The sequence below is a fragment of the Saccharothrix texasensis genome (genome assembly GCF_003752005.1).
GTDB classification, from domain to species: Bacteria; Actinomycetota; Actinomycetes; order Mycobacteriales; family Pseudonocardiaceae; genus Actinosynnema; species Actinosynnema texasense.
In genome coordinates, this window is sequence record NZ_RJKM01000001.1 from 172,282 (window position 1) to 184,877 (window position 12,596).

A 12,596-nucleotide genomic window follows, 5' to 3' on the forward strand; every position below is an offset into this window, starting at 1 on the left:
CGGGAACTTCCCGGTACCTCGAGCCGACCACTGGTGGTGACGAGCCGGCCCTCGGGATTGGGGACACCGATGCGACCCGCGCAAGCACCTCGCCACTACCCGTTCCGCGAGCCGACCGCGTTGGAGTTGGAGCCGGAGTACGCGCACCTCCGGGAGCACGAACCGCTCAGCCGCGTCTCCCTGCCCCACGGCGGTGACGCCTGGCTGGCCGTGCGGCACGCCGACGTCCGCACGGTGCTCAGCGACCCGCGGTTCAGCCGGGCGGCGCTGCTGGACCGCGACGTGCCCCGCGCCTCGCCCCGCAGGCACACCGACGCGACGCTGCACACGGTGGACCCGCCCGAGCACACCCGGCTGCGCCGCCTGGTCGCCGCCGCGTTCAGCCCCCGGCGGATCGAGCGCCTGGCGCAACACGCCCAGCACGTCACCGACGAGCTGCTCGACCGGATCGAGGAGCAGGGACCGCCCGCCGACCTGATCGCGGGCTTCGCGGTGCCAGTGCCGGTGGCGGTGATCTGCCAGATGCTGGGCGTGCCGGTGGCCGACCGCGAGGAGTTCGCCGGCTGGATCGACGTCGCCCTGGCCACCACCGCGTTCTCCAGCGAGGAGATCCACGCCGCGTTCGCGAAGCTGAAGGACTACGTGGCGGACCTGGTCGCCACCCGCCGCCGCGAGCCGAGCGACGACCTGCTCGGCGCCCTGGTCGAGGCACGCGACACCGAGGACCGGCTCAGCGAGGACGAGCTGGTCGTGCTGGGCGTGACCCTGCTCTACGCCGGTCTGGAGACCACCACCAGCGAACTGGGCAACGGCATCTACACCCTGCTCACCCACCCCGACCAGCTCGCCGCGCTGCGCGCCGACCCGTCGCTCATCGATCGCGCCGTGGACGAGCTGCTGCGCTTCAACCCCTTGGTCACCTCGGCGGGGTTCACCCGCATCGCCCTGGAGGACGTCGAACTGGGCGGCGTGCTCGTCCGCGCCGGTGACGCGGTGATGGTGCACCCCGACGCAGCCAACCGCGACGGACGGGTCTTCGACCGCCCCGACGAACCCGACGTGACCCGCAGGCCGAACCCGCACCTGGCGTTCGGGTTCGGCCTGCACTACTGCGTCGCCGCGCAACTGGCCAAAGCCGAACTGCGCGTGGCCATCGGCTCCCTGGTGCGCCGCTTCCCGACCCTGCGCCTCGCGGTCGCCGAGGAGGAGCTGTCCTGGCGGCACGGCAGGATGGCGCGCGGCCTGGACCGGCTCCCCGTCACCTGGTCTTCCGCATCCTGACGGCGAGGAAGAACGGCGTCTGCCGCGTCTTGAGGTACCGCCGCTCGTCGACGTGACGGGCCTCCTCGGTGGCCTGCGGTTCGACGACGCGCTCCAACGTGAAGCCGGCGTCGAGCAGCTCGTTCAGGAACGTCTGGAGCGTCATGCGGCGGTAGCTGATGGTGAACCCGTCGCCCACGCTGGACTCGACGCGCCCCTCGTCGAAGTACGACCCGCCGTGCCAGGTCCAGTCGGCGGCGGGGTGGGTCGTGGACACGAGCAGGACGCCACCCGGTCGCAGCACGCGGTGCACCTCGGCGAGCAACTGCCGGCGTGCTTCGACGTGGTGGTGCACCAAGGCCATCACCACCAGGTCGAACGAGCCGGTGTCGAGGAACGCCAGCGGCTCTTCCAGGTCGTGGCGGCGCAGCGTCACCGCCGGGTCGTCCCCGATGCGCGCCCGCGCGTGACCGAGCAGCGTCTCGCTGCCTTCGACACCGAAGACCGCGGCCGCGCCCCGTGCGCGCAACTCGGCGATGTAGTGCCCGGCGCCGCACCCGACGTCGAGGACGCTCAACCCGGTGGGGTCATCCGCCAAGGCGAGCACGGCCGGGCGGTCGGTGTGGGCGTTGTAGGGACTGTCGGTGGCCCGGTGCGCGAAATGGTCACCGAGAGGACCCTCGTAGGAGGTGCGGAAGCGCATCGGTGCATGGTGCCAACACGTCGTGCTGCGGCGCGAAGCGGTGAGCCCACCTGCGCCGGCCGGCCGAGACCGCTTGCTGTGGCCCTCCCGACAAGCTCCACCACACCGCCGGTCAGGTGTGGTGTCCCTGGTGCCTCGTGACAGCGGCCCCGGTGAGCGGGCAGACGCGGCACGTGTGACCGTCGGGCGTGCGGTAGAACAGGCAGCAACTGCGTCGGGTGCCGTCAGGGGACAGCGAGCCGCGCAGCGGTGGTGCGCTCAGCAGGCGGTCGCCGAGTTCGGCGAGGCCGGCGGGTAGGGGGCGCAGGGCACTGCGCACGGCCGCGGCGGCGTTGCCCCACAGCAGTCCGTCCGCCACCTTGACCACGGCGCGCAACCTGGCGTGCAGCGGCTTCAGGTGCTCCTCGACGACGGTTCGCCGCAGTAGCGGCACGGGATCGCCGCCGGTCGTCCAGCCGCCCGGCTCGGGCAGGGAGAGCCGCACGGACGCGTCCTCGCCGATCCGGCACCGCAGCCGGCGAAGGTCGGGCACGACACCGCCGTGGGCCAGCGCCCCGAGAGCGACCGACCACAGCCCCGCCGCCACCAGGAACTGGAACGTCGAGGCGGCCACGCGCGCCTCCCTCGTCCCGAAGTGCGCGCCCACCCGCCGAACGGCCTCGGCCAGGACGGCGCGGTCGTCGTGAAACGCGCTCAAGGACCGGCCGGTGAGATCCTCGTCGACGGTGAAGTACGGGCTCGTCACCGCCGTCGAAGCCAGGGCGGCCGCGACGGCGGCGGGGTCGGCACGCCGGATCGTGCCCGTCCCGGCCGGTGCGGTGCCCCCATCCTCCCGGCCGGGGTGGCCGTCCCCCGGTTCGTGCAGCGAGAACATCACTGGACTCACAGGTGCCTCCGGAAACGGGTGGTGCGCGGACCGGCGGCGTGTGGTGGAGCGGTGGGGACCGTGCCGAGTCCCCACCGCCGTCCTGCAGTCGGGCTCAACGTGGAAGGCCCTTGCACAAGTAGTCGTCCGAGAACCATCTCCGGTTCCCGCCAGGGCCTCCCTGATCCACAGCGGGCCCTGACCCGAACCACCGGCTGTTCCCCCGTCGCACTCCGGTCGCGGTCGGTGCACTACCCGCCCGTTCCGCCCACCTCTTCCCGCGCGAGGACTGCGCCCCCGCACCCCTCGCGTGGGAGGATCCGGCGCGTGACGTCCCGGATGACCTACGCCGCCCTGGGCAGCTCCTTCGCCGCCGGTCCGGGCATCGCCCCGCTGGTGGACACCAACGCCGCCCGCTCCGGTCGCAACTACCCGAGCCTGCTCGCCGCCGCGCTGGGGGCGGAACTGGTGGACCTGACCGTCTCCGGCGCGACGATCGCCACGATCCTCGACGAACCCCAGGTGACCCTGACCGGCGTGGAGTTCCCGCCCCAGGTCGACGGCATCCCCGCGGCGGCGGACCTGGTCACCGTCACCGCCGGCGGCAACGACCTGCGCTACGCGGGCTCGCTGCTGACCACCGCCTGGAACCGCGTCGAACCCGACGGCCCGATGGCCGACGTGCTCACGGCGGACTACGGCACCACCATCCCCGCCCCTACCTCCGCAGACGTCGACCGGACCGCCGCCGGCCTCGCCCGGGTGGTCGACGAAGTCCGCCGCCGGGCCCCGCGCGCCCGGGTCGTCCTGGTCGACTACCTGACCGTCATCGGCCCCCGCACCGAACCCGCCCCGGGCATCCCCTTCACCCCGGAGGAGATCATGGCCCTGCGCGCCGTCCAGGAAGCCCTGGAAGCGGCCTGCGCACTGGCCGCCGACCGCACCGGCGCCGACCTCGTCGCGGTGTCGCGGGTGAGCCGCACCCACGCCCTCGGCGCGCCCGAGCCGTGGCTCCAGCCGTTCACCCGCAACCTCGCCAGGACCGCCGCGTCCTTCCACCCCAACGCCGCCGGCATGGCGGCCGTCGCGGCCGAGGTCGGCAAGGCCCTGCGCCACGGCGACCCCACCCGACCCGTCGGTCTGGGCGACGTCGGGCGGTGAGGTCGAACTCGGCCCCGTCGCACGCCCGTCGGAGGTGATCACGGCGCACCAGCTCTTGCGACAGCCCCACACCGGGGCGTCACGAAGCCGAAAGATGGCCGGATGGGCAAGACCGACAGGACCTGACCGCGGTGGTCCGACCGGCCGATCTGCTCCTGGGGCGGCACCCGATCTCGCGGGAACCCGGGCCGGCAGGCGGGAGTGGTTCCGCTTCCGCCGCGAGTCGCGTCGCCGTGACCGGCGGTGTGCGCGGCGCGAGCTGCGGCAGTTCCGCGGCGCCGAGCGCTGAACGACGAGGCGGGGACGACCGCGGTCGTGCGGGCCGTTCCGGTTCGCCGTCGTCACCATACCGGTGAGGGACCGCGAAAGACGCAGCCGATTTCCGTTCGCGGAACGCGGTCGCACCGGGGAAGCAGTCGGTAGAGGGGTTGTCCGGCCACTAGGATGTTGTTCTTGTGAAGGTCGACATGCAGATCGGCGAGCCGTGGACGCTGGCGGGCTTCGCGGAGCAGGCGCGGTACGCCCAGGAGCACGGCTACTCGGGTGTGTGGAGCGCCGAGGCGGCACACGACCCGTTCCTCCCCTTGGTGTCCGCCGCGTCGGCCGCGCCCCGGGTGGACCTCGGCACGGCCATCGCCGTGGCGTTCGCCCGCAACCCGATGAGCCTGGCCCACACCGCCCACGACCTCGCCACGCTGTCGGGTGGTCGGTTCCTGCTGGGTCTCGGCAGCCAGGTGCGATCGCACGTTGAGCGGCGGTTCGGCATGCCGTGGGGCCACCCGGCGCGTCGGATGCGCGAGTTCATCCAGGCCCTGCGGGCGATCTGGGCCTCGTGGAACACGGGGGAGAGGCTGGCCTTCCGCGGCGAGTTCTACTCCCACACGCTGACGACGCCGTTCTTCGCCCCGCCCCCGTGCCCATCGGGACCGCCGAAGGTCTACCTGGCCGCAGTCGGTGACCGGATGACGGAGGTGGCCGGAAGCGTCTGCGACGGCCTGATCCCGCATTCGTTCACCACCGAGCGCTACTTGCGCGAGCGGACGCTGCCGTTGGTCCACCGCGCGCTGACCGCATCCGGCCGGGATCCGGCCGGGTTCTCGGTGAACCTGGCGGGCCTGGTGGTGACCGGGGCGACGGAGGAAGCGATGGCGGTCGCGGACCGGCGCGTCCGCGAGCAGATCGCCTTCTACGGCAGCACCACCGACTACGTCGGCGTGCTCGAACTGCACGGGTGGGCCGAGTTGGGCAGCGAGCTCAACCGGCTCGCCCGCAGCAGCCGCGACGACCGTTGGCGGACGATGGGCGACCTCATCGACGACGAGGTGCTGCACGCCTTCGCCGTGGTCGCGGAGCCGGACCGTCTCGGTGACGCCGTGGCCGCGCGCTTCGGGGACGTCGTGGACCGGTTCAGGTTCTACGCGCCCTACGAGCACCACCCTGGGATGTTGCTGCCCGCTGTCGACGTGCTGAACCTCCGCGCCGAGCGGTGAGCCTCCCGCGCCCGGCGCCACCGCGCCCTGGTTGAGCTCCGCACACGCTCTGGTCGGGGGTTCTCACGTCTGCTGCGCGGTCCTGCGCCTCGGCAGTGTGAACAACAGCAGCGGGACCAGGAGGACCACGAGCGACGTCCCGCCCAGCGAGTAGAGCAGGTCCACGCCGGCGAACGCTCCGGCCAGCAGCACCCCGAAACCGATGAAGAGTTCGCACTGCGGGACGAAGAAGCTGAAGAAGACCCCCTGCTCGTCGTTGCCGAGTTCGGTCTGGACTATCACGAAGAAGATGGCGGTGGCCGCGGCCTCCAGGAATCCCGAGACCAGGAAGACGACGAGCAGCCACACGAGGTTTTCCTTGAGGAACAGGGTCGAGAACATCACCGCCTCGATCACCGTGCACCACACGAACACGCCGATGAATCCCCGACGGGGGGAGAGGGATCTCGCGGCCACGGCCCCGGCTATGCCACCGATCGCCGAAGCGGTGTAGACGAACCCAAGCGCGCTCACCGGCCGCCCCAGGGCGTCGATCAGGTACAGCGGCAACAGCACCTGGCGGAGCCCGAGGTAGATCATGTACCCGTAGGTGGACAGCGTCGCGGGACCGACCGCGAGCGACGGTCGCAAGACGATGTTCGCGTACGTCTTCACCGCCCCGAGGAGACCGGAGGGCCCCCGCGCCCCGGACGGGTCGGCCGCGGGCGGCGCGGGGACCGGCAAGCGCAGGAGCAGCACCGAGGACGCCACGAGCAGGACCGCTTCGAGGAGGAAACCGAGCGCGACGTTGGCCGCGGACGTGGTGGTGCCCGCCGCCAACGGGGCGGTCAGCATCGCGACGCGTTGGGCGCCGACGACGATGGAGTTGACCCGCACCGGATCCGCTGCGGCCGCGACGCGACCCCGGACCGCCATCCGGCCCGCGACCGCGACGGACGACGTGATGCCCACTGCCGCGAGCAGCAGCGTGAACACCACGAAGTCCTCGGCGAACGGCAGGACCCCGGTGACGGCGGCCATGAGCACGGAGGAGACCGCGGCCAGCTTCCGCGCGTCCCACTGGGTGAGCATGCGCGCGGCGACGGGTGCCATGAGGACAGACGGGATGATCCGTGCGCCGAAGGCGTACGCCAGGTCGGTGACCGTTCCGTACCGGTCCAGCACGAGGATGGGCAGACAGATCGACGTGTAGAGGAGCCCGAACTGCACCAGGAACAGCGACGAGGCCAACCGCCAGACCGTGTCTTTCACCATTGCGCGCATGCGCCTGCAATCCGCCCCTCGATCCGAGCCGGCAAGGTACACGTCCACCTGGACGCGGTCGTCGCCACCGGGCGACTCAGGTCTTCCGCCCCGCGGTGAAGCGTCGAACCTGTTCGTCGAGGCGTTCCGCCACCGGTTCGTCCACCATCGTCCGGTCCTTGAGGAGCAGCAGCTCCAGACCACCGCTGGACGAGCGACCGGCGAGCAGGTTCAACAGGCTCTTCCGCTGGGTGCGCTCGTCGTCGCGGCCGTCCTGGAAGAACAGGTGGTGCTCGGAGTAGTCCAGTGAGATCGCCCGGATCGGGCCGAAGGCGAAGATCCGGGGCCTCGGCAGGTAGTTGAACACGAACCGGCGCATCCCGAAGATCCCGTCGACACCGACGAAGTCCGTGGGCCACCTGCACCCGTAGCGTGGGCCGGGGTCGCCGTCGCGCAGGCGGCCGACGCCCCAGGCCGGCCCGCGGTCGCGGAACACCGTCGACGTGCGTGCCGTCTCCGCCAGGGCGCCGGCCACCGCCCGCTGGGTCGACCCGTGCCTCCCGAGCCTGCTGAACGAGATGGATTCCGCCTCCACGCCGTCGCGCAGCGGCACGCAGCGGGCGAACGCCTGCAGGAGGAAGTCGGGGAGTGAGACACCGTTCGTCCCGATGGTGGCGACCAACGCCCGGCACTGGGCGCCCGAGTAGGTCAACAGCTGCTCCTCGGTCGTGTTGGTCCGGGACCACGGCGGCCAGTCGGCGCCCGCCTCGGACTCCCGTTCGGACACGTCGGCCGCCGCGTCCTCGTAGTACACCGCGAGGTCCGGCGCCTCCTCGGCGTCCAGCTCGTCGACGATGTGCGCCATCGGGAGCTGGACGGACGAGGGTGACAACGGCTGACCACCGTAGAGGTCCGCGAGGAGCCCGACGAACCGGTGGAGCGAGTATCCGTCCATGATCGAGTGGTCGAAGCACAGCGCCAGGTAAGAGCGTGACGCCCTGGGCAGGACGATGCAGTGGGCTCGGCAGACCAGCTCGTCGAGGAGGTCGTAGCGGCCGTAGAGCACCTCGCGGATCTGGCGGAGCACCGCACGGGGGACCTCCCGCAACCCGCCCGCGTCGGAGGTGGTCGAGTCCAGCGTGAAGCGCGGCTCGTCGGATCGGCCCGGCACGGAGCGCACCCGACCGTCGAGGTGCACCTCGCGGTGCGTCCGCCAGGTCGCCCCGACCAGTTCCGCCAGTGCCTGGCGGAGCCGGTCGAGGTCCAGGACGCCGTCGAACTCCAGGACGTCCCAGGCGTTCGGGAAGTCGTGCTCGGCCAGGACACCGCCGTCGAAGGTGCCGGTGAGCGCCACTTCCCGCTCGACCCGCACGGGCTTGCGGACGGATTCGGAGGGGTTGTCCATCAAGCACATCCTCAGTCCTCGGGGAGATCCCACGCGGTTGTCGTCGGTGGCTCGCTGCCACCACCGACGGTGATGGGCGTCGGTGCGGGGCGGGAGCGGGTCCCGGGCCCGTCGGTCAGTCTTGTGGCGCCCGCCTCTTCTTGCCCGACGGTGTTCGGGGCACCTCGGCGAACAGGATGTCGCGGGGCAGCATGTAGTCCGGGGCCACCGAGCGCAGCCGGGCCTCGATCGCGTCCCTGCCGGCAGAGCCCTCCACGAGCAGGACGTAGCCCGCGGCCCCCCGCGCGCGGGCCAGGGCGGCCCGCACCTCGGGAAGTGCCTCGACGACGGACTCGACCTGCTCCAGGTCGACCTTGCGGCCCTCGACGTTGATGACGAGGTCCCGCCTGCCCTCGATGTGCAGGAGCCCGCCCTCGACCCGGGCGAGGTCACCGGTCGAGTGCCAGTGTGCGCCGGTCGACGCCCGCGCGGCGCCGCCCAGGTAGGGCGACGACCCGGTGTCGACCTCGAGCACCCCGTCGTCGGAGATGCGGGTGCGCGCAGTCGGGGGCCCCACGGACAGGATCGGGTCGGTCGGCTGCGCCCCGGTGACGAATCCGGTCTCGGTCGTGCCGAAGAGCTGGCAAATCTGCACGCCGGGGTGGGCGTCCACCACGCGGACGTGGTCCTCGCCGAGCCTGCTGCCCGCCGAGACCAGGACCACCTCGGCGCTCGGCGGCAGGGCCGCGGCCACGAGCCGGAACTGGTCGGGGATGAGGAGGACGGTCGCGTCGGCCGCGAGGGCGTCGCGGTAGCCGTCGAGCGAGTGCCGCGCCGGGATCCCGACCGCGCACCCCAGGTCCATCGACATGACGATCCCGCCGAAGAACCCGTAGGTGTGCAGCGGCGAGCACAGCACGGTCAGCCGACTGCCCTCGTGGACGCCGAGGCGGGCGTAGTAGTCGCGGTAGCGCTCCACCTCGGCCGAGATGGACGACAACGTGCGCGTGACCAGCTTGGCGTGACCGGTGGTCCCCGACGTCGGGAAGATCAGGGCCGCGGAGAGGTCCGGCCGGTCGTGACGGGTGTCGAGCCGGGTCAGGGCGGCGCGCGGTTCGCCGTCCGCGCCCGGACCCGGGCTGTGGATCCGCCAGCCAGCGCCCGCCGCGGCGGCCAACGACCCGTCGAGCAGCGCCGGGTTGACGGGATTGCCGACCACGACCGGGCACCCCCGTGCCACGAGCGTTTCGACGACGCGGATGAACGTGGCCGAGAACGGCAGCGACACGAGCACCGGTTGCGGCTCGTCGGAGAGCACCGGCCCCAGCAGGGCGTCGACTTCGCGGCAGGCCGCGTCCCGGCGGGTCAGGCCGAAGGTGCTTCCTGCCCAGGCGTGCGCGCGGCCGAGGACCACGCCGGCGAGTTCATCCACTGACGCCCGACCCCGCTCGGGCCGTGGCCTTGTCGTAGTCGTTGACCAGTCGGAGCAGACCTGGCTGGTTGGGAATCCGCGCGAGCACCTCGGGCACGGGCATGGCGTCGTCGGCGATCCGGTCGGCGACCGACCGCAGCGCCGAGCGGAAGCTCCCCTTGACCATGCGCAGCCAGTAGTTCGACAGACCCCAGTCGGTCTCGAACCCGCTCGCCATCGAGTGGGCGACGGCCTCGTCCACCACCGTCTGCCGGTCTCCGGCTCCGATCCGCGCGCGGTGCGGACCGAACATCTCCCACCCCGGGACCTCGGTGTGACCGCCGATGATGGCGTCGGCGAGCTGCTGGGACAGCAGCGGCGACAGGAAGAGGCCGTCCCGGTAGGTCCCGGTGAGGAACCACAGGCCGTCGACCGCTGTCATGCCGAGCACCGGCGCCCCGTCCAGGGGGACGGGCCGGTTGCCGGTCTGCACCTGGACGATCCCGGCCTCTGCCACGTCGACGGGCAACTGGCGCATGGCGCATTCGATCAGGAAGTGCACGTCCTGCGTGGGCGCGTGGGCGCGCGGATCGGTGTGGACGACGTTCGTCGCGCCGATGTAGATCACGTCCCGTGAGCGGGGGATGGCGTGCAACCCGCAGGCGAACGCCCGGTTGGGGGTGCGGACCACCCTGCCGAGCGCGGCGCCGATGCCGGGCGCCGACACCACGACCGAGACACCGACCCCCGCGACGACGGGCATCACCGGCGGGAGGTCCGCGACGGCTTCGGCCAGTCGACGGCTGAACGCGCCCGCCGCCACCACCGCGTGGCGCGGGGTGAACCGGACGCCCGACCGGAGCACGACCGATTCGAGCCTGCCGCCGACGCCGACCGTCACCTCGCTCACCGCGTCGTCCACGAACCGCACCCCGCGGGCGAGCGCGGTCGCGCGGAGCGCGGTGAGCAGCCGGTCCGCCGGGACGCTGCCCTCGTGCGGCAGGTGCAGGGTGGCGAACGGCCGTTCCCGCTGCTGGGGCAGGTCCGCTGCCCAGGGGCTGCCCTGCTCGACCGAGTGCTCCTCGCCGGCGTCCTTCACCGCGGCCTCGATCGCGGCGAAGTTCCGGGTGTCGACCACGTCGGCTCCGGCCGCGTTGAGGACGACGTCGGTGCCGAAGCGGTTCAGCAGGTCACCGCCGCCGTGGTCGGCGAGTTCGGCCGCCCAACCGGGCCAGAGCGCCCGTGTCCGCAGGGCGAGCGCGTGCCTCGCCGCGAACGCGTCGCTGCGCAGGCCCGCCGCGGTGATCTCGCCGAAGCAGCCGAGCATGGCGCCGGCCGCACGACTGGCGCCGCCTCCTCCCGCCTCCGGCTCGACGACCGTCACCGACAGACCGCCGCCCGCGAGCCGCACCGCCGTGCTCAGGCCGAGCACACCACCGCCGATGATCAGTACGTCCATGTTTCCTCCGTGTGCACGAGTTCAGTCCCCCTGCCGTACCTGTCCCACTCGGTCACCACGACGATCGCGGGTTCGGGATCGGTGTCGGTGGAGATCCCGATGTGTTCGGCGCCGGTCCCTGCGGCGACTGCGGTGAACCGCACGGTGTCGTCGACCAGCACGGGTCTGCGGAACGCAGCCCGGAGCCTCCTGGGTGCTCGCGCGCGGCGGTCCGGGGCCGTCAGCGCGACCGCCACCAAGCCCAGCCCGTGCGCGGGCCTGCGGTCGAAACCGGCGGCGTGCGCCACCGCGTCGTCGAGGTGCAGCGGGTTGTGGTCGCCGAAGCGGCTGTAGTCGTTCGGGAAGCTCTTCGGCACCGTCCACGCCTCACCGCTCGCTTCCCGGGCCGCGCAGGCGAGCCGGGTCAACGGCGCGCTCCCCAGTCTGGGCAACCGGACACCCGCGTGGACGGTGGACCTCTTCCGCCACAGCGGAAGCCCTGCTGCGGTCTCGGCGACCGCGACGAGGCCGATGACGCTGCCGTGCGCCGTCGGCTTCACCAGCCGGACGCCGGTGGTGACCACGCACCGCCCCTCCGGCTGGACGTCGGTGACGACGTCCATCTCCTCGCCGACGTGCACCGCACCCGCCGCGGCGAGGTCGCTGCCCGCTTCGCCGAGCAGCCGGACCAGCGGGTCGAGGTCGAGGGAGAGGGAGGCAAGGAACACGATCGGCGGTGTGCGCGCCGGCCGCGCGCCGACCGCACCGTGGGTGCAGCGGTCGAACTCGGCGATGAGGGCGGGGTTCCAGGACCGCTCCAGGATGGAATCCGGCCTCCTGGCGCCGAGCGGCTTGCCTCTCACCGGCGGAAGCACGAGACGGCCATGAACCTCGCCGAGGCGGAGCGGGTTTGCGCAACCAGGGTCATGTCGCCGACGTCGACGGCCGCCACCACCGCGTCCATGCGCTCGTGGTGCTCGACCACGAGCACGCCACCCGGCCGCAGTGCTTCCGCGCCGACCCGCACGCAGAGCCGCACCAGCCACCTGCCTTCGTCGTCGGCGAACACCGCCTCCCGCGGGAAGCGCCGGGCGTCGTTGTCCACCGGGTCGGCCACGCCGAAGTAGGGCGGGTTGGCGATGACGACGTCGGCGCACTCCCGCGGCACGCGCCCGGGGTCGCCGATGTCGGCTTCGATGAAGCTCGCCCGCACCCCGTGGGCGCGGGCGTTCGTGCGCGCGAACTCCAGGGCCGTCGCGGATATGTCGTACCCGACGAGCGTGCCGCCGCCGAGGCCCAGGCACACGGAGACGCCCAGCGCCCCGACGCCGCAGCAGAGATCGACGACGCGGGGGTCGGTGGTCGTGAGCGCGTGCTCGATCGCGCCCTCGACGACCAGGCGAGAGGCCGGTTGCGGCGGGAAGGTGTCGGGGCCGCACGCGAACGAGCGGCCCATGAACATCGTCTCGCCGAGGACGTGCGCGAGCAGCTCGCCGTCCACACGACGCCTGACCACCTCGTCGACGGTGATCGCCGGCCGGCCGTCTGCGGAGCGGCGGGCGGCCCACGCCGTGATCCGGCGGGCCTCGTAGCCCGGTTGCGGCACTCCCGCGTCGCGCAGGCGCGCGATGATGTCGTCCAC

11 protein-coding genes are annotated in these 12,596 nt (G+C 72.5%); 3 read left to right on the forward strand and 8 right to left on the reverse strand.

Annotation, left to right across the window (positions count from 1 at the left end):
* Positions 1–69: 69 nt before the first annotated feature.
* Positions 70–1,281 carry a cytochrome P450 gene (locus EDD40_RS00665; RefSeq protein WP_123741159.1) on the forward strand — a complete coding sequence of 404 codons (1,212 nt, stop codon included), beginning with the start codon at positions 70–72 and terminating at the stop codon, positions 1,279–1,281.
* On the opposite strand, the gene EDD40_RS00670 is transcribed toward EDD40_RS00665, so the two are convergent.
* Both EDD40_RS00670 and EDD40_RS00675 read right to left on the reverse strand, forming a co-directional pair.
* On the reverse strand, positions 1,259–1,963 hold the full coding sequence (locus EDD40_RS00670) for a class I SAM-dependent methyltransferase (protein ID WP_123741160.1): 705 nt from the start codon (positions 1,961–1,963) through the stop codon (positions 1,259–1,261). The two genes, EDD40_RS00665 and EDD40_RS00670, sit on opposite strands and share 23 nt — an antisense overlap.
* A gap of 112 nt (positions 1,964–2,075) precedes the next feature.
* The gene (locus tag EDD40_RS00675; RefSeq protein WP_148088639.1) at positions 2,076–2,849 is read right to left on the reverse strand and encodes a (2Fe-2S)-binding protein; all 774 of its coding nucleotides are present in this window, start codon (positions 2,847–2,849) and stop codon (positions 2,076–2,078) included.
* A 306-nt stretch (positions 2,850–3,155) separates the two neighbouring features.
* Here EDD40_RS00675 and EDD40_RS00680 point away from each other — a divergent pair, with 306 nt between their 5' ends.
* Both EDD40_RS00680 and EDD40_RS00685 read left to right on the forward strand, forming a co-directional pair.
* On the forward strand, positions 3,156–3,989 hold the full coding sequence (locus tag EDD40_RS00680) for a GDSL-type esterase/lipase family protein (protein ID WP_246037302.1): 834 nt from the start codon (positions 3,156–3,158) through the stop codon (positions 3,987–3,989).
* 455 nt (positions 3,990–4,444) lie between these two features.
* Positions 4,445–5,479 carry a TIGR03617 family F420-dependent LLM class oxidoreductase gene (locus tag EDD40_RS00685; protein ID WP_246037303.1) on the forward strand — a complete coding sequence of 345 codons (1,035 nt, stop codon included), beginning with the start codon at positions 4,445–4,447 and terminating at the stop codon, positions 5,477–5,479.
* A 63-nt stretch (positions 5,480–5,542) separates the two neighbouring features.
* Here EDD40_RS00685 and EDD40_RS00690 read toward each other — a convergent pair whose 3' ends face one another.
* From EDD40_RS00690 to EDD40_RS00715, 6 genes are all read right to left on the reverse strand, one after another.
* Entirely contained in the window at positions 5,543–6,709 is a 1,167-nt protein-coding gene (locus tag EDD40_RS00690; protein ID WP_170184887.1) for an MFS transporter, read from the reverse strand.
* Between the two features lie 109 nt (positions 6,710–6,818).
* The gene (locus EDD40_RS00695; RefSeq protein ID WP_123741163.1) at positions 6,819–8,126 is read right to left on the reverse strand and encodes a condensation domain-containing protein; all 1,308 of its coding nucleotides are present in this window, start codon (positions 8,124–8,126) and stop codon (positions 6,819–6,821) included.
* Between the two features lie 115 nt (positions 8,127–8,241).
* Positions 8,242–9,537, reverse strand: coding sequence for an AMP-binding protein (locus EDD40_RS00700; RefSeq protein WP_123741164.1), 1,296 nt, complete (start codon positions 9,535–9,537; stop codon positions 8,242–8,244).
* Positions 9,530–10,975: an NAD(P)/FAD-dependent oxidoreductase gene (locus tag EDD40_RS00705; RefSeq protein WP_123741165.1), complete on the reverse strand. Its 1,446-nt coding sequence runs from the start codon at positions 10,973–10,975 to the stop codon at positions 9,530–9,532. Before EDD40_RS00705 ends, EDD40_RS00700 begins: the two co-directional genes overlap by 8 nt.
* Positions 10,963–11,817 (reverse strand): MaoC family dehydratase, encoded by an 855-nt coding sequence (locus EDD40_RS00710; RefSeq protein WP_123741166.1) that lies wholly within the window; start codon positions 11,815–11,817, stop codon positions 10,963–10,965. Before EDD40_RS00710 ends, EDD40_RS00705 begins: the two co-directional genes overlap by 13 nt.
* On the reverse strand, positions 11,814–12,596 hold the full coding sequence (locus EDD40_RS00715; protein WP_123741167.1) for a N5-glutamine methyltransferase family protein: 783 nt from the start codon (positions 12,594–12,596) through the stop codon (positions 11,814–11,816). Before EDD40_RS00715 ends, EDD40_RS00710 begins: the two co-directional genes overlap by 4 nt.